Raw genomic sequence first — 18,594 nt, 5'->3', positions numbered from 1 at the left:
TCTAATTTAAGTTGTTGACGAGTGAATATTTTGGAGAAGTGCTAAGCAAAGGGAGGATGGAATTGTGAGTAAAAAGAATTTTGATTATAAACGTAAGATGCAAGCAAAAAAAGTAAGCCGATCGAGTAAAATGAGGAAGGTATTTGCTTCTTCAGCAGCGGCTTCTCTATTAGCTTTTAATACATTGCCAGCTGTTGCAGGTGCTTCAACAGCTGGGGAAGCTTTGACTAATCCTAAAATTGCCAGTTCATCTGCTATTTTAAATATTGCTCCATATGCGAGTCTGGCAGAAGTGCGATTATTAACTGATATTAATATTGATGCAAATTTAACTGATTCAGAAGATCCTAATTATTATAATCTTAACCTAGGTTTAACAGGTACTGGATTAGCTGATGTTGAATTAATCAGTCCTGATAGAACAGTAGTATTTTATGCTCCAGATTTAGCTGGCCAACTGGAACATAGTGGCGGGACAGCATCTGTAAGCGTTGATATTCTGCCAATTACTATGGGAGATCTACCAGCTTTGGATGGAGCGCTTGAGGGGCTGCAAGGTACTCTTACCGGTTTAGTTACGGGTCTAATCAGCGGAATTAATGATGCATTACCTGCGTTAATTCCACCATCCTTGGTAGAAATCAACGGTTTAGAAGAATTAAATGCAGCAATTGATAACCTAAATAATTTAAATGATGCTTTAGCAGATGTACTTGCATATAGTGATGATGTTGAATATACAGTAGATAATGAAAATGGCACAATTGCTGTCACATTCTCTGATGGTCTAGGTAACCACTTAGAAACTGCGGTAGTCGATGTTGTTCAATCCGCTTTAGATGATGTATCCAACGCAGTAAATAATCTGGAAATAAATATTTTAAGTGATCTGCCTATAGTTGGTGATTTACTTAACTCACTTACGAATGACCTTCTTTTACCTCTAGTAGGAAATGTAACAGAAGAAGTAACAAATCTAGCAACGGAACTTACTGATGGAACTATTGATCTTTCAAATGATTTAGCAAGCGCTCAGGTAATAGGCAATACTTCTGTAAACTTAGATGTACTGGTAAATAAACCAGCAGGTGTGAATGGAGAAGTTGTTATTGAAGGTGCAGGTGTACAGGATTCAGTCATTGATGCAGCTTTATTAGAAAGCCTGGAAGATTCTACTACTGTTACGTTTGATGAAGATGATGAAAGTGATTCTGACTCAGACAGTGATTCCGATTCAGACAGCGATTCCGACTCAGACAGTGATTCCGATTCAGATAGCGACTCTGACTCAGACAGTGATTCTGACTCAGATAGCGACTCCGATTCGGACAGTGATTCCGACTCAGATAGCGACTCCGATTCGGACAGTGATTCCGATTCAGATAGCGACTCTGACTCAGACAGTGATTCTGACTCAGATAGCGACTCAGATAGCGACTCCGATTCGGACAGTGATTCTGACTCAGACAGCGACTCTGACTCAGACAGTGATTCCGATTCGGATAGCGATGCCGACACGGATGCACCGGAACTTAGCGATGTAACAATCGACGGAAACAGTAATGATGGATATGAGATTTCCTTTACATCCGATGAAGAATTAGATGATATTAAATTAATTGATGAAGATGGAAATGAAGTTGATATCGAAGAAGTCATTTTTGATAAGGAAACAGGCAAATATACGCTGATAGTTGCAGGCAATGCAGTAGAAGCGGGTGATGTTCTAACATTAGTTGCTGCAGATGAAGCAGGCAATGTAAATGATGAGCATCAAGTAACGGTTCCTAAAGATAGCAGTTCCGGTGAAGATGGAAATGGTGGAAAAGATTCAGGTGCCGCTACGCCAGGAAATGGTTCGGGTTCTGGATCTAACACATCACAAGGTCAATCAGGTCAAGGCTACGAGACAGAAAGTAGTAAAGGTCAACGAGAAGGCCAGAAGCTGCCAAGCACAGCAACATCCATGTGGACAATTGGACTAATTGGATTAGTGGCTGTAGCAGCTGGAATTGGAACAACAATGTTTTCAAGAAGAAAGAAAACAAGTGAATAAATAAACAACATTCATGCAAAAGCAAATATCGGCCGATATTTGCTTTTGCCTATATATTTTATCTCATATCTTGATAAGTTTTGATAAGGAAAGGAAAATATCATTGAGTAGAAAAAAGGTTTATTTCTTACATTCCAATATCGGACAACAACTTACTGGCGTTGAAAAATCAGCAATGAAACGTGGAAATATGTTTGTGAAATACTTAGAAGTGGAACCAGTATTTGTCACCGTAAATAAAAATACCAATATACATACAAATTGGGAACGTTATATTGCAAATGGTATTGTTGATAAGAACATTTCCATGATAAATTTATTCGAATATTTTCAGCGAAGTGAAGAAGGAAAAGAACTCCCTCCTTTTCAGATAAAAAGAGAGCAGGCTTATGGTTATGAAAATGAAACATCGAATGGAAAATTTCATGTTCGTATGTTTGATACTAATAATAACCTCGTGAAGTATATTATTTATAGATCAAACAACCAGTTAGATTATATTAACTATTTCGATAGCGGGAAGAAAATCGTCCGTGATCGATTTAATCGATTTGGTCAATTATCCCATACAGAATATTTACGTCAGGATAACACTGTTTACATGACGGAATATTTTGATGTATATGGTAAACGAGTTATAACAAAATATGAGGATGGTCCATATCTTATCAGTGATGAAAATTCTGTATTTAAAGCAGTTCTTCCTGATGAACAGGCTCTTATCCTTTATTTTTTGAAAAAAATAATCGATCAAGAAGAGCATGTTGTTATTATCGATCGAAACAAAAGATATAGTTCCCTTTTTATTGAAAATAAGCAGCTAAATGTGAAGACAATCTCTGTTTTCCATTCTACATTTTTCTCAAATACTACGTTTCGTTCTAAAGTAAATAAGAACTATAAAGAAGTTCTTAACAGTCCATATAGTTTCGATAATATCGTTGTATTAACGAACAATCAAAAAAGAGACATTGAGAAACAATATGGCATTCAAAATTTAACTGCTATTCCACATCCATGCCTGTTAGTCGACACATTATCCGAAAAAAAGCCTACGGTTAATAAATTAGTTTCTGTCAGTCGGTTAGCACCTGAAAAAAATATTGATCATTTGTTAGAAATTATTGCGATAGTAAAGAAGCATATTCCAGATGTGTTATTAGAAATATATGGAGGCGGGAAAGAACAGCAGCAATTAAAGAAATTAGCTCAAAGACTCGAATTGAAGGATAATGTGAAATTTAATGGCTATGTAGACAAAGTGGAGGATGTCTATGCTTCTAGCGAGCTGTTTCTATTTGCCGGCCAGGCAGAGGGTTTTACAATGAGTGTTTTAGAGAGTTTAGCATGTGGCTGTCCAGTCGGCAGTTACAATGTTCGCTACGGTGTTGATGAAATGATTCAAGAAGATGAAAATGGCTTTCTCGTTACATTTGGTGACAAAGAGAAATTTGCTGAAAAGATTGTTGCTTATTTAAATAAATCTAATGATGAGAAAAATACTTACCGTCAAAAAGCAATACATTCCGCAACTGATTATACAGAAGATAAAGTAGCCAATAAGTGGAAAGAATTGCTGAATAACCTTATTTAGTTTGATAATTCTAATCTAAAAAGTATCAATGTTTAAATGATAAATCGAAGTATATGACAGGGAATTGTTATTAAGAGAGGAAACGTTACTACATGGATTCAAGCATTATATTATCTTTTAAAAATAAACTATTTAGGGATGGGATAAAACGTATTTTAGAATGTGAATCAGAATTTCGAGTTATTTCTGCAAGCGATCAAATAGAAGAGATAAAACAATATTTATATTTAAAAAATAACATTGTGTTAATGGAATTAATCAAACCAGAATTAAATAATCTAAATAAGATAAAGGAAATAACCAATAGATTTTCGATTGCAAAAGTTATTGTTCTTGCTGCCGAATTTGATAAATACCAAGTTGATTATGCACTTAAACATGGAGTACAGGGTTATTTATTAGGAGAGGTAAGTAAAAAATCTCTTATTGATTCCGTAAAAACAGTAAGTAGAGGCAACACTTATTTTGATCCCAAAATAGCTTACGATATTTTAAGAGATTATCGTAAGTTAGATAATGATAATAGAATTTTATCTGTAGAAAGAAACATGGAATATCGAAAACCACTACATCTTTTTACTGTAAGGGAATGTGAAGTTTTACAATTATTGGCGGAAGGGGCGAATAATCGTAAAATGGCAAATACTTTAGGTATTAGTGATAAGACAGTTAAAAACCACGTAAGCAGTATCCTGAGTAAAATGGGCGTCTCTGATCGAACACAAGCAGTACTTGTTGCAATAAAATCAGGATGGGTGGTTATTCATTAAATCTATTGGAATAGGTTTTTTACAATAATTATTGACTAATAGTTTTAGTCATATGAATTTCAAATAGAAGTTATTAGCTTAAAATAAATCTAGGTAAACTAGGAATATTAATGAATATCTATTTCCCGTATCATTATCTTTACCACTATTTTACTTCTCCTCAAAATATTCTTTAATCAATTTAATGAGTAAACCATTATTGGAGATATAATTACCGTGTTACAAGAGCAAATAAGTAAACTACTTATAATCTCGTAACAAGGCTAAAGATCTATGCTTCACAGGGTATAGTTTAAACTCAGCAATATAGGTTATAAAAGCATAGGAGGGCATAATGATTACCATAGATAAAGTATCATATCCATATTTCAAAGAACATCTTGAACACCTGAAGAAAAATATCATAGAGGATAGTGAATTTTTCCAACATATCAATAGTCAGCCTGCTTTAAATATCTTTTTATCAATTGGATTCGACGATAAACGCGCTACGGTATTAAATGCAAGTGGAAAAAGTTTTTCTCAAGTTTGGACAAATATAGAAAATCTGGGATATTCTTATTTAAAAAATTTAAAAGAGATGTTTATTTCCTTAAAAATTGACATTGTTACTAAAGTGACTCCTTTAACTATCACAGAATTTATCAATCGTATTACAAACACTAAAAAGAATTATTTTCGCCAAGGTATAAGCTTTAATAGAGACTTTAAACATGCCTTTTTAGAGCAAGAGCTAAATGGAAATGCAGTGATTCAAATTGATCCGGAGACAAAACGTGGTTTTATTCATGAAAGAAATTTGCAAAGCTATATTAGTAAGCATAGACCAAAGTTAAAACCAGTAAATTTTAAAGTGGTTGAAAAAGTATATATTTTTGAGACGCAAGGTTATTTTTATGAAAATGGAAAATATTATAAATTACATCATGGTATTCATGATAATGGACGAAGAAATACCCCTTTAAATGCAGAAGAAGTTAACATGTTAGTCAATGAGGGGCAGAAGTATTTAGCTAGTTTGAGTAAACCAAATGGTAAATTTGTCTATGGCTTTTTTTCTTATTTTGATAAGGAGATAAAGCATTATAATAGTCTCCGTCATTGCAGCACCATTTATTCAATGATTGAGGCTTATGAGTTCCAGCCCACAGAAGAAGCTGCGGAAGCGATTGTAAAAGGGATACAGTATCTTATCAGGGAAAAAGTATATATTGATGAAGAAAAAAATATAGCTTATGTTATTGATGGCGAAAAGCCTGATAATAAGGAAATCAAACTCGGTGCAATTGCGGCAGCTGTACTGGCTATGACAAAGTATACAGAGGTCTTTAACGATACACAGTATATTCCGCTTACACAAAAATTGGCACGTGGTATTATACAAATGCAACAGGAAAATGGTAAATTTGTTCATATACTAGATTATCCATCCCTTGCGTTAAAAGAAGAGTTTCGTATTGTTTATTATGATGGTGAAGCTTGTTTTGCGTTGATGCGCCTTTATAAAATCGATCGTGATGAACAGTGGTTACATACTGTTGAAAAAGCATTTGAATATTTTATTGAAAGCAATCATTGGAAACATCATGATCACTGGTTAAGCTATTGTACCAATGAAATAACACTTTATAAACCAGAACGTAAATATTACAAATTTGGTTTGCAGAATGTACAAAATAGACTGGATTATATTTATAAAAGAATTACAACTTATCCAACCTTCCTGGAGCTGATGATGGCAGCTTATCAAATGGTTAGTCGTATGAAAACAGACGGTTATAATGACTTAATTGATGAATTGGATTTTGATGAATCAAAATTAGAAGCAACGATCCATCGAAGGGCAGAATATCAACGTAATGGTTTTTTCTATCCGGAATTAGCAATGTATTTTAAAAATCCGAAAAGAATCGTCGGCAGTTTCTTCATACGACACCATTCCTTCCGGACACGAATTGATGATGTGGAACATTATTTATCCGGATATTGTGCATACTATAATTTATTTTTGAAAGGGGACAAATCATAATAACAGTCTTTAGTTCAGGCAAAAGAAGATAATAGAGCAAGGAGTTAGCTGGCAAGATGAATTCGGCCAACCAACAATAGGCGGAAGAGCAAATTAAAACAGTAAAATCAATGCTTGAAAAATTTGAAGGTGCTGACCTAATTAACGGCTTAGTATAACTTAACAAGTACAGGGAGAATTTTTCAGGATGGAAATTTGTAAAGGAAGCTCTGCACACGTAGAGGGGATAGCGAAAGTTTGTACAGAAGGCTATTGGGCAACATACAGTGATATTTACTCAAAGAGTATATTGAGACAGTAATAAGGGACTTTTATAGTAGCCAAAGAATTTTAAACAAGGGTATTCCTTTCTATGAAGCAAAGGATTTCCAATTCCAATATGAACAAAAAGGGTACCACAATACGGAAAAGGATGATTACATTTCCTTGAGGTATAAACGACAAATATAAATCCTTTTATTCAGTTTTAGAAAGTTGTTGAAGCGACCTATTGTTCTCCTGAAATTTAAGAGATAAATTAGGCCTCTTTTTTTATCGAAAATGGTATGTTTGAGCTCTAAAGCATTTTCTTTCATAAGTGATATAGTATAAGTATAATACTTCTATGAGAGTTAGAATGCGCATTCACATCGGTATTCTCATTACTTTTATTTTTAAGGAAAAGTTTGACAAAGACAAACGTCTAGGCTATTATTCATACTAATAAATTTTATTTGATCCATTAAATGCATGCAAAAGGCAAAGAAGAGAAGAGTAAATGTATTCAAGCATAACAGAGAACTCCAGCAGCTGGAAATGGAGGATGTAATCATACATTGAATCAAGTCTCGGAGCCGCACATTGGAAGTTTTAGATGATGGATAGTGTGCCGGGTTCTCCCGTTATAGAGATAGAGTATAAACATCATTTAGGATTATGTTGTACTTGAAAAGGTTTCTATGGCGACATGGAAACAAAGTGGGGTGGCACCACGAACTTCTAAATTCAAGGAGTCTCGTCCTCAAAGTTAATAACTTTGGGGGTGAGATTCTTTTTTATTAGGAAATAATAAAAAATCTTGAATTTGGAGGGCTTAAAGTGAAGTTTATGAGATGGAAAGATCCATTATTACTTTTATCAGGCATTGGGATTTCAAATTTAGGGGCATGGGTTTATTTAATTGCGCTTAACTTAATTGTATTGGATATGAAGGCTTCTCCATTAGCGGTATCCGTAATTTATATATTAATACCTGTAGCAACATTATGCACAAATTTTTGGTCTGGCAGTTTTATTGATCGGTTAAATAAAAGAAATTTAATGATTTCATTAGATGTAATAAGAGCTATACTCATACTTGTGCTGCCATTTATGGATTCAATCACTCTGATTTACGTATTCGTTTTTATAATTAATATTGCTGGCTCCATTTTTACGCCAACTTCGATGGTTTATATGACGAAGTTAGTTCCTAAAGGAGACCGGCAAAGATTTAATGCACTTCGAAATTTTATTAATTCATGCGGATTTATATTGGGACCCTCCATTGCGGGTGTTTTGTTTATGTTTGGCTCTCCATATTTAGCAATTCAATTAAATGCAATTGCTTTATTTATATCAGCGGTCATTATCCTGTTTCTTCCTAACTTGGAATTACTAAATGAAAAAGTTATTTCAGAAAAAGTCAGTATGACAATCATTTTTAATGATTGGAAAAGAGTTGTCAGCTTCAGTAAACTAAATACGCATATCGCTTTGGTATATGTTCTTTTTAGTGGGGTTATTGTATTTATGAGTGCGCTGGATTCTTTAGAAGCTGCATTTGCTACCGAGGTTCTTTCGTTAACTGAAAGTACTTATGGCTTTCTTGTGAGTATAGCAGGAATGGGGATTATCGCCGGTTCTTTGATAAATGCGTTATTTACGAAGTATTTGAAACTAAATATTCTCATCGGATTTGGAGCTATTTCTTCTTCAGTTGGTTATTTAATATTTGCCTTTTCGAGTGATTTTTTGTTGGCTGCTATTGGATTTTTTCTATTAACATTTTCCTTGTCATTCGCAAATACAGGATTTTTAACCTTCTATCAAAATAACGTGCCGGTAGAGATGATGGGGAGATTCTCAAGCGTTTTTGGTTTGATAGAGGCTTTCTTCATTATCCTGGTTACAGCTACAATTGGGTTGTCAGCTGAACTATTCGAGATTCGGTCAACGTATATTGTAGGATCGATTGCGTTTTTATTCCTGGGAGTAATCATTAACATCATTGTACTGAATAAAACGAAAAGGAATTACTATCAACAAGAAGAAGCGGGTTAATGCCGGAAGAGAATATTCTAAGATGAACCTGGAAGATGATACAAACTCCTTTTTATTTAACCAAATCTCTTACTACAATTCTCCAGGGGATAGTAGGGCTGTAGTAAGAGAATTTGCTTATATAGAGGGTATAATTTTATAATATCAAACGATAGGCCTGCTGTTAAAAACAGTAAGGCTTTTTCATTACATAAAAAATTGCAAAGTAAAAAGTGGTTGACCCTGACAAGGTGTCAGGGATTATGATGCTCCCTTTATAGCCAGGAGGGAAAATAAAAAATTTTCTTAATACTATAAAGAAAGTAATATTAATTATTGCGGTTGGATTGAGTCACCTGTACGGAGTTTTGAGCCAGTTATTACGAAGAAAAGAGCCAACGTTTGAGGAATAAAGGAGTACTCAATCTTTTAAAAAATCAAAAAGTAAGTTTATTTTCTGTTCCTGAAAGCAATCTTTGTATATTTTTCCTGTGTTTAAAAATAACAATAAAAGCCATTAGGCATATAAATATATTAAAATATAAGGTATGTCCAAAAACAGGAATAAATGAAATAATCGCAATAAGCATAGTTGCAGAATGGTACTGTTTCAGACTCCATTTGCTATGCATTTATTAGAAGTGATTGGGAGAATAAAGAAATAACGCTGATAAAACTTAATGATTTCCCGTTTTAAATAGTAAAGGGCTAAGAAAGATATTCATAACAAAATACGAGAGGTGAAAGCCGTGAAATTAGGTCTGAACAGTGATGAAGTGAAATTAATGGACTATACACCTGCATGGAACGAAGAATTTATGAGAGTGAAAGAAGAACTGGCAGAAAAAACAGCCCTTGATGAAAATCGGATTCAGCATATTGGCAGTACAGCGATTAAAGGAATGGCCGCAAAACCAATCATTGATATATTGGTGGGCGTTAACGATCTAAGTAAGGTAGATAAATCCTTATTTAAAGGTTTTAGTAGAGCGGGCTTCTTAAGACTGAAAGCGGAGAGACCGGGAGAAATTGTATTAGCAAAGTTTACGGATGACACCTATGAAGTAAAAACGCATTTTATTCACTTGGTTGAGTATCAAAAGGAGCTATGGAATAATCTAATTTTCTTTAGGGATTATTTAAATTCAAATGAGGCTGCAAGAAAACAGTATTTAGAGATAAAGTTGGAGTATCTTAAGAATTCTTCTATAGGAGTCAATGAATATACTGATTTCAAAGAGGAATTTGTTAAAGATATTTTTAAAAAGAGAACAGATTAAATCTTAATAAAGATGCTTGGCAGTTATCCTATTATCACCTTAAATGTAAATAAAGAAAAAAATCCAACTATATTCGTAGTTGGATTTTTTTAATAGTCAAATCGACAAACGAATTAAACCCATGCGCCTTTTCTAAAAACAGGAACACGGCTGCCATCTTCTTTAATACCGTCAATATCCATTTGATTCGAACCGATCATAAAGTCAACATGAGTAGTCGAACGGTTAAGACCTGCTTCTTTTAGCTCTTCTTCTGTCATATCTGTTCCGCCGATTAAGCTGAACGCATATGCAGAACCCAGTGCTAAATGATTCGAAGCATTTTCATCAAATAATGTATTAAAGAAAGTTAATCCAGATTGAGAAATAGGGGAGGCATCAGGAACTAACGCAACCTCTCCTAAACGGGAAGCACCTTCATCCTGCTGGATTAATTTTTGAATAACCTCTTCGCCTTTTTCAGCGGTAACCTTGGTTACTTTCCCATTTTTAAAATGGAATTCCATCCCTTCAATGACAGAACCGGCATAGCTTAATGGCTTGGTTGAAACAACAACACCATCTACCCGGTTAGCATCCGGAGCAGTAAATACTTCTTCGGTCGGCATATTGGCGATAAAACGCTCGCCGCGAGAGTTAAAGCTTCCAGCTCCTTCCCAGCGATGATTTTTCGGCAGGCCGACAGTTAAATCCGTACCTGGAGCAGTGTAATGTAACGCTACAAATTGTTCTTTATTCAACGTTTCTGCTTTTGTTTCCAGGGTTTTATCTTTTTCTTCCCATGTCTGGATGGCATCGTCATCATATAAATGAACGGCTTTGAAAATAGCATCCCATAATGCATCTGTCTGTTCATCAGCTGAATTTAATTCAGGAAAGACTTTTGCTGCCCATGCCGGACTGGCAGCTGCTGCTACAATCCAGGAGAGTTTATTTGCCTGTGTTGCTTGAGCCATTGGCTTAAAGGCTTCACCGGCTGCTTTTTGAGTTGCAGCAATTTTTTCACCATCTAAGCCTTTTAAGGCATCAGGATCATTGGAAACAACATTGATACGGGTAGCACCTTGTTCAACGATGTAATTCATTTCCTCGATTCGGTAATCAGGAATATCTGTTAACGTTTCCGTTGATTGATGTTCAAAACCAAGTCTCGAAACTTTATCGTCTCCCCATTTAAGAATAACGCGTTTGGCGCCTTTTTCATAAGCCGCTTTCGTTATTTTACGTGCTAATGGAGCCTGGTCGACATCGATGGATACAACAACAGTGTGTCCTTCCTGTACATTCACTCCGGCAGTTACGATTAATTCAGCGTATTTTTCCAGTAATTGATCAAAATTTTCTAAAGCCATACGTATTGAGCCTCCTTCTAGATTTGATATCCTTTTTCATAGTAGCATAATCAATTATGAATAACAAAGAAGGGGAGGGAAATATTGGTTGTGTGATAGATGCCAAAAGAAAGCCCTTCTTTTTATTCCATCGCTAAACTTATATTTCCAAATTGATTTCCGGATTGCATTCTCTCCATTGCCCGTTCGATTTCAATAAGCGGATAAACACTATCCACTACCGGTTTTATGCTGTAATGCGATATAAATTGTATCATTTGTTCGAATTCTACTGCACTTCCCATTGAGGTTCCGAGGATATTAAATTGTGGATAAAAGAGTGAGCGTAGAGAAAGTGTAATATTGTCACCGGAACTTGCCCCAAAATGAACCAAATTCCCATCCGGTTTTAATACATCAAAATATTTGGGAAAGAGTGCTGCCCCTATACTATCTAATATGACATCAAATTTATCTTCTCTCAGCTCAGTCTTCCAATCACTCTCTGTCGGGAGAAGCTGGTCTGCTCCGAGAGCTTTGGCTTTATGAAGCTTAGCTTTATCGCGTGAAGTAACACTTACCTTTGTACCAATTGCTTTGGCGAACAGTAAAGCATAGGTTGCTACGCCGCTTCCAATGCCAGGAATAAAAAGATGCTGCCCAGTTTTCAGCTGTCCTTTGGTAAACAGTGCCCGATAAGCAGTAAGAGCTGATAAAGATAATACGCCTGCTTCGGCCCATGAAAGATAAGCCGGTTTTTTTACGATATTTTTTGAAGAGATCACAATATATTCGGCAAAAGTGCCATTGGATGGGCTACCCAAGATATGCGGTGTTTCAGGTACATCTTTCAATGCATGCCAATCAAGGCTTGGGTTAATAAGGGCCTCATCATATAGATTAAAACCTGTAACATCTTTTCCGAGTTCTGTAATGATTCCCGCACCATCTGATCCCGGGATATAAGATGTTTCTTGGGAACGTTTCTGGTTCATCACAAATAAATCACGACGGTTTAACCCTGCAGATTTTAATTTGATTTTTACTTCTCCTGGTTCAGGTCTTTTATTCTCCGCTTCCTGATAAGATAATCCTTTTTGACTTTGATAAACGACTGCTTTCATAATTTCTCCTTTCTATTCCAATACGTTATGATAACTAAAGGAATAAAACCATTTTTATATTAAATCAAAAACAAATAAACTGCCTGTATACTTTGTTTATTGTATAGTGAACATAGAGACGGCGGAAATACAGATTGGTTATAAAAGTCATAATCAATTGTTATGAGGTGATGGAATGAATCAAATTTGGCTAGAAGCATATATCGCGATTGTTAAGGAAAAAAGTATTACCAGAGCGGCCAATCGTTTAAATATTTCTCAGCCTGCATTAAGCAAACAAGTAAGAAGCTTAGAAGCAGATGTAAATACAAAATTGCTTACAAGAAGCTCGAAGGGAATTGAACTGACCAAAGCAGGGCAGTATTTTTACCAGCAGGCACAATCCTTGCTGCAGGAAATGAACAGGACGAGAGAGAAGCTAATGAAAATGCAGCAAACTGATAAACTTACGATTGGCTGTTTGCCAAGTATTTCAACCTCTTTTCTCCCGGATGTTATTAATACGGATCATTCTGTTTTTATTCAGAATCATTCAGAAGCGCTTGTCCAGTCAGTAATCAACGAACAGATTGATGCGGCTTTTATCGATGCTTCTTTTTGGACAAAGGATCTGTTTATAACGGAATTATTTACGGAGAATTATTATGCTGTTATACCTGAGCAGGATATGCCAGTTAAATCACAGATGCTTGAATGGAAGGATATCAAGAAGTTTCCACTTATTCTGCATGCCAGTCCCTGTGATTCCCGGAGTCGAATAATAGATTTTGCAAAGCAATATGGTGATACTCCTCAGATTGCAAGAGAGGTTCCGTTTGGTGACTTTCTGTATGGGTATGTATTAGCAGGGGAGGGGATTACCATTGTACCGGCATTACTGATTAAAAGTATCGAGTACCTGAATGTCCAGCTTATCCCGGTTAAAGATTTGGAGCGTACGATTGCTGTTTGTACCAAGACCGAAGCAAAAAGAAATAGACTTCTATCATTGCTTGATAAGAGCGTTTTTATCAAGCAATGATAGAAGCATTTGATAGTGTGATTTCTCATATCGATATTATCAGAAAGTTTCTGTCGTAATTGCGAGAAAACTCGCAACTGATAGTGCAATGAGATTCCATATTGGCAGTTTTGCAGTATAGAATGCTTCTTGCCCATCTGATCTATCCGATTTACTCACCTATTTATGCCAACCAAACCGGAAGCCGCCATATCCTTATCACCATGTCCTTGATCAAGTGCACGTTGAAATCTTTGTTGGCCGGCACGTGTAATATCCACCTGCAATGCTTGCTTTTCCGCAGCGGATACTACTAATCCGGCATCCTTTACGGCATTTGCAATTGAAAAGCTTGTTGTATAATCATCCGTCAATATGGATTGTGCTTTTTGCTGGAAATAAGCATTATCCATCGGTCCGCCGGTTACAACATCCACAACCAAATTCGGGTCAATGCCCAGTTCCTTTGCAAGGCTAAGGCTCTCGGCAACACCATGTGTCAAAGCGAAGACCCAGCTGTTTAGTGCTAATTTTAACCGGCTGCTTGCTCCCGGTTGTTCGGAAACCCACACGGTATGTTTTCCAATTGCTTCAAAGATTGGTTCAACTGCCTGTCTATGGGATATTGATCCAGAAGCAAGAATAATAAGCTGACCTTGTTCTGCCGGCTGTTTTGTCCCTTGTACAGGAGCATCAAAAAAGATTAGCTCGTATTGTTTAGCGAAGGCTGTTAATGCATCAATATCCAGCCCGACCGTACTCATCTGAATCCAAATGGTTCCTTCTGATAAGCATTCTTTTAAAGATTGCATGACTTCCAATATCACCGGACCATCTTTTAAAAGACTTATAATGACATCTGTATCCTGAACGGCTTCCAGCGGAGAATCACATACAGTAACTCCAACCGTTTGAAGCATTTTGGCTTTTGAACGTGTACGGTTCCAAACGCATACCTCAAAACCGCTTTTCTGCAGATTTTTAGCTACAGCTGTTCCAATAATTCCTGTACCAAGTACGGTTATTGTTTTTACTTCTGATTTCAAATTACTCATCTATATTCCTCCTAATTGGTGTATGAAACTTTATTATGATAAGAATTTCATTTTTTTGTGCTAAAAAAATACCCATTGTATCGATACAAAACAGATTGCTGTAAAGAAGGCTAAAATGTTTTTATATAAAATCAGCATTTTTTAGGATAGAACTGATTTTTATTTGCTATGCTGCTTTTTTATACTTTATTTTCTTTTTCACATTTACCAAAATAACCCCAAAAATAATCACAGCAGCACCAATAATGTGATAATAATGAAACGGCTCGCTTAGAATCAGTACTCCAGAAAGGATAGTGATCAGCGTAGCAACATTATTAAATACACCGACCTGGATTACCGGTAATTTGGAAACAGCATAAATAGACAATAAAGAAGTTCCAAATGTAGACAGGACACCCAAAAATAAGATAGATAATAAATATGGAATCTCTGTCAGGGAACCGATATATTCCCCGGCAGAACCGCCATTTATAAAGTAGACGGCATTAAAGAACAGAAAACCAATAAACATGATATATATCGTGATTTGAATTGGTGCGATAGATTTTGTTGCGCTTCTGGACATTACCTGCCAAATCGCCGTTGCCAGAATAGATACGATAATCAGCAGATTGCCAATCAGATGAAAATCATAGCCTCCCGAGCTGTTCATCAGCTGCAGGAAAACAACTCCTGCTATACTAAACACAATTCCTATTCCCTGTACTTTCCGGACTTGTTCCTTAAGAAATATACTCGCCAAAAGAACCGTTATAGCCGGGGCGATCGCCTGGATAATTCCAGCTTCCGTCACTGTTGTCTGATCAAGTCCAAGTATCTGACTGCTGAAAAATATAATCGGGTAAAATAATGAAATCACTGCCACGATTAAAACTTCCCTGCGACCCAAACGTAAATGGATTGGTTTTATTGCCAGAAATAAAAGGACACCTAAAAAGGCAAATGTAAAACGCTGAGCCAATATAAGTAGTTGCCCTTCATATGTCAAAGAAATTTTAACAAACATAAAGGACAACCCAATAATAATGGAAAAGGCAGCTGCTGCCAGTAATGCTCTATTTTTTCTCATGGCTTTCTCCTCCTTCTTTTTCAGAATAAAGGAGGCGTGTTTGATAGACGGAATTTCTTTTTACAAGTGTATCGATACAAATAAGGCAAAGGAAAACACAGCGAAAATACATTCATGGTAATCTAGTTATAGGGAAAGGAGGACGCTTATGAAGAAATATCAATTCATAGCCAATAGAATTCTAGACCACATCGAGCAGGGAGAATATAAAGAGCGCTTGCCGTCTGTACGGAAATTAATGGATACCTTTGAAGTAAGCCAAGTTACAGTAACTCAGGCATTACAATATTTAACCGATATGAACCGAATTTATGCAAAACCAAATGTAGGTTATTTTATTATTTCCAGAAAAACAGATTCAGTAGCATGTAAAGGAAAATATGATTTTTCCACTGCCTCTACCTCCTGGACAGATTTTCCATTGGACAGCTATTCGCAATGTCTGGAAGCTGCCGTTCAAAATGAAAAAACAGAATTATTTACTTATGGTAGAACGACTGGTAATGAAGAGCTGAAGCATTTATTTCAAAAGCTGCTGATGGAGGATCAGATTTTCACAAAAAAAGACCAGATTATGATTACAAGTGGTACCCAGCAAGCTTTGCATATTTTCGCTTTAATAATGATGACCCGAAAACAAGCCATTCTGATTGAGCAGCCGACCTATCATCAGATAATCAATCTGGTGGAACGCCTTCACCTGGATTACGTCACATGCTATCGGGATTTGGATAAGATTGATTTAAAAGAATTAGAGAAAACGATTAGAATGAAGCGCCCAGGCTATGTTTACTTAATGCCAAGGCTTCATAATCCGCTAGGGACAACAATGAGTGAGCAGGAAAAAAAGAAGCTCTTGGAATTCGCGGTAAAATATGATTTTTATATCATAGAGGATGATTATTTAGGTGACTTTGAAGGGAACAGCAGCTATAAAACACTTTATGAAATAGATAATGATCAGCGTGTTATTTATTTAAAAAGCTTTTCTAAAATTATGTTCCCGGGACAACGGCTGGGTATTGCTGTCGTGCCTGAGGAATTCATTGAGTCCTTTCAAAGCTTTAAAGAAATTATTGATATTCATACGAGTTCTTTAAGTCAGGTTATTATGCAGACATTCATGGAGAGCGGGTTATATGCCCATCATAAAGATAAAATAGTTTCTAAGCATCAGCATAAAGCAGAAATGCTGCGGCGTGCTTTGAGAACTTATTTTTCCGGATATGAATTTAATGATAACCATCAGATGCATACAGTAATCAGGCTGCCGAAACAGATTAATATGAACAAGCTCCATGAAGAGTTGACTAAACGTCATGTTTTAGTGGATGACTATAAAACAAATTATATAGCAGGCTATAAGCAGAACCATAAATTTTTAAAGCTGAATACCACCAGCATTCAGGAGGGAAAGATTGATGCGGGTGTTCAATTAATTTACGAAGCGATAGAGAGCAGCAAATATCTGTAAAGGAAGAGCCGTCTGTATCGATACAAGATCTTAATATTCCCGCCCAGACAAGAATCACTTCTATCATAATGAAGCGTAGCTAATGAGATAGGAGTGATTTTTTATGGATTCAGAAATGATTTTAAAATGGATGCAGGAGAGAAAGAGTGTCCGCAGCTTTACAGAACAGGAGGTGGACACCAGGCTGATATTCAAAATTATCGATCATGTAAGACTGGCGCCAAGCGGATTCAATGCGCAGCCATGGAGATTTGTAATAGTGAAAGATAAAAATATGATTCAAAAGCTCTACCAATATTCCGGTTATCAAAAGCAATTAAATACAGCTTCCTGCGTAATTGTATTATATAGTGATTTGCTGGATGTGCACGGGAAAGTGGAGGATGTCCTCCATCCGGAAATGAGCCCGGATAAGAAGAGAAGCGACAAGAAAGCTCTCTTAGAAACACTGGAGGTGGCTCCTGATGTACTGCAATCACAAGGATATATTGCGCTTGGCTATCTGCTGCTGGCACTCACCGCTTATGGTATATCCAGCGTGCCAATGCTTGGTTTTGATTTGGAAAAGGTAAAAGCAATGCTGAAGATAAAGGGGAGTATTTTATCCGTGGTGGCGGCAGGGTATGGAGTTGATGAGGGGCATGCTCATCACCGGCTTGCTTTAGATGAGATTGCTCGTTTGTATGAAAGGGAAGAGAGGAGCTTATTGTAGTATTAACGGGGGCTCTGTTAAGGTTTAATATGATTATTAATATAATACGAATTAGAACCTCCAATTATCTAGAGGTTCTAATTCGTATTACATTTTTTCAGTTTAAAGCACAATTTAGCTCAATTAAACAATTCTCTTAACCGTTCATCGGTAAAATCATCAATAATAAAGTCCACAACACCGGTTTGTTCCAGCTCTGCATGATTATTATTGGTAGACATCGCAATAATCCGTTTTGCTTTGGCATTAGCCGCACCCTGCAGCCCGATGGGTGAATCTTCGAAAATGGTCATCTTTTTGGGAACAGTATTAATATTTAATGCTGCCTGAATATATTGGTCTGGTGCTGGTTTACTGGGTAGCTTCCCATTATCATATACAACTTTGTCTAAGTCGAACCAACGATTCAATTGGAAAAACTCAAAATAAAAGTCCACGTTGACTTTTGTCGAAGCAGTTGCAATATTTATAGGTGTGCCATTTTCCTTCAGCAAGTTGAAAAAATCAACCGTGCCTGGGATTAATTCGTTATGCTTCTTTTCTATTACAATCTCTCGATAGATTGCTTCTTTACGATTGGATAAATCTTCTCCTTCTTTTTTGGTTAAGGAACGTTCTAATAACCGCTCCATCGTCAGATGATTGGAGCGTCCGTGAATTTTGGAAAATTCCTCATCAGAAAGTGCATAGCCTAATAGTTCCTGGATAAATTTCTGCCAAGCTTGTTCATGAAGCGCTGTATCTCTGTATAAAGTGCCGTTAAAATCAAAAATAACCGAGTCCATATACCCCTCTCCCTCTAGATAATATCAGTTAT

General features: G+C 36.2%; 14 protein-coding genes and 1 other annotated feature. Of the genes, 9 read left to right on the top strand and 5 right to left on the bottom strand.

Annotated features, from left to right (window positions below):
* Positions 1 to 64: 64 nt before the first annotated feature.
* The 6 genes from MKY30_RS19145 to MKY30_RS19120 all read left to right on the top strand — a co-directional run bounded on the left by MKY30_RS19145 (position 65) and on the right by MKY30_RS19120 (position 10,009).
* Entirely contained in the window at positions 65 to 2,056 is a 1,992-nt protein-coding gene (locus tag MKY30_RS19145; protein ID WP_341085112.1) for an adhesive domain-containing protein, read from the top strand.
* A 103-nt stretch (positions 2,057 to 2,159) separates the two neighbouring features.
* Positions 2,160 to 3,650, top strand: coding sequence for a glycosyltransferase (locus MKY30_RS19140; RefSeq protein WP_341085111.1), 1,491 nt, complete (start codon positions 2,160 to 2,162; stop codon positions 3,648 to 3,650).
* 92 nt (positions 3,651 to 3,742) lie between these two features.
* Complete coding sequence (locus tag MKY30_RS19135) at positions 3,743 to 4,420, top strand: response regulator transcription factor (protein WP_341085110.1); 678 nt, start codon at positions 3,743 to 3,745, stop codon at positions 4,418 to 4,420.
* Between the two features lie 334 nt (positions 4,421 to 4,754).
* On the top strand, positions 4,755 to 6,449 hold the full coding sequence (locus tag MKY30_RS19130; protein ID WP_341085109.1) for a hypothetical protein: 1,695 nt from the start codon (positions 4,755 to 4,757) through the stop codon (positions 6,447 to 6,449).
* A 732-nt stretch (positions 6,450 to 7,181) separates the two neighbouring features.
* Positions 7,182 to 7,454: a binding site (T-box leader), on the top strand.
* A gap of 81 nt (positions 7,455 to 7,535) precedes the next feature.
* Positions 7,536 to 8,750, top strand: coding sequence for an MFS transporter (locus MKY30_RS19125; protein WP_147212126.1), 1,215 nt, complete (start codon positions 7,536 to 7,538; stop codon positions 8,748 to 8,750).
* Between the two features lie 728 nt (positions 8,751 to 9,478).
* Positions 9,479 to 10,009 carry a GrpB family protein gene (locus tag MKY30_RS19120; protein ID WP_147212054.1) on the top strand — a complete coding sequence of 177 codons (531 nt, stop codon included), beginning with the start codon at positions 9,479 to 9,481 and terminating at the stop codon, positions 10,007 to 10,009.
* Positions 10,010 to 10,122: 113 nt separating this feature from the next.
* On the opposite strand, the gene MKY30_RS19115 is transcribed toward MKY30_RS19120, so the two are convergent.
* Together MKY30_RS19115 and MKY30_RS19110 are read right to left on the bottom strand one after the other, a co-directional pair.
* Positions 10,123 to 11,361 (bottom strand): aminopeptidase, encoded by a 1,239-nt coding sequence (locus MKY30_RS19115; RefSeq protein ID WP_147212055.1) that lies wholly within the window; start codon positions 11,359 to 11,361, stop codon positions 10,123 to 10,125.
* Positions 11,362 to 11,483: 122 nt separating this feature from the next.
* Positions 11,484 to 12,464, bottom strand: a complete 981-nt coding sequence (locus MKY30_RS19110; RefSeq protein ID WP_147212056.1) for a zinc-binding dehydrogenase — start codon at positions 12,462 to 12,464, stop codon at positions 11,484 to 11,486.
* 175 nt (positions 12,465 to 12,639) lie between these two features.
* Here MKY30_RS19110 and MKY30_RS19105 point away from each other — a divergent pair, with 175 nt between their 5' ends.
* Positions 12,640 to 13,485, top strand: coding sequence for a LysR family transcriptional regulator (locus MKY30_RS19105; protein WP_341085108.1), 846 nt, complete (start codon positions 12,640 to 12,642; stop codon positions 13,483 to 13,485).
* Between the two features lie 155 nt (positions 13,486 to 13,640).
* Here the strand turns inward: MKY30_RS19105 and MKY30_RS19100 are convergent, their stop codons facing one another.
* Together MKY30_RS19100 and MKY30_RS19095 are read right to left on the bottom strand one after the other, a co-directional pair.
* The gene (locus MKY30_RS19100) at positions 13,641 to 14,519 is read right to left on the bottom strand and encodes an NAD(P)-dependent oxidoreductase (protein WP_147212058.1); all 879 of its coding nucleotides are present in this window, start codon (positions 14,517 to 14,519) and stop codon (positions 13,641 to 13,643) included.
* Between the two features lie 166 nt (positions 14,520 to 14,685).
* A complete protein-coding gene (locus MKY30_RS19095; protein ID WP_341085107.1) occupies positions 14,686 to 15,591 on the bottom strand; it encodes a DMT family transporter in 906 nt (301 codons plus the stop codon).
* A gap of 148 nt (positions 15,592 to 15,739) precedes the next feature.
* Between MKY30_RS19095 and MKY30_RS19090 the strand changes: the two genes are divergently transcribed.
* Both MKY30_RS19090 and MKY30_RS19085 read left to right on the top strand, forming a co-directional pair.
* Positions 15,740 to 17,065, top strand: a complete 1,326-nt coding sequence (locus MKY30_RS19090; RefSeq protein WP_147212060.1) for an aminotransferase-like domain-containing protein — start codon at positions 15,740 to 15,742, stop codon at positions 17,063 to 17,065.
* Between the two features lie 103 nt (positions 17,066 to 17,168).
* On the top strand, positions 17,169 to 17,777 hold the full coding sequence (locus MKY30_RS19085; protein WP_156985281.1) for a nitroreductase family protein: 609 nt from the start codon (positions 17,169 to 17,171) through the stop codon (positions 17,775 to 17,777).
* A gap of 119 nt (positions 17,778 to 17,896) precedes the next feature.
* Here the strand turns inward: MKY30_RS19085 and MKY30_RS19080 are convergent, their stop codons facing one another.
* The gene (locus tag MKY30_RS19080) at positions 17,897 to 18,562 is read right to left on the bottom strand and encodes an HAD family hydrolase (RefSeq protein ID WP_147212062.1); all 666 of its coding nucleotides are present in this window, start codon (positions 18,560 to 18,562) and stop codon (positions 17,897 to 17,899) included.
* Between the last annotated feature and the right edge of the window lie 32 nt (positions 18,563 to 18,594).

Source organism: Oceanobacillus sp. FSL W8-0428 (assembly GCF_038004405.1).
Lineage (GTDB): Bacteria > Bacillota > Bacilli > Bacillales > Amphibacillaceae > Oceanobacillus > Oceanobacillus sojae.
The sequence above is the reverse complement of the archived record's forward strand: the minus strand, read 5'-3'. Positions and strand labels throughout refer to the sequence as shown.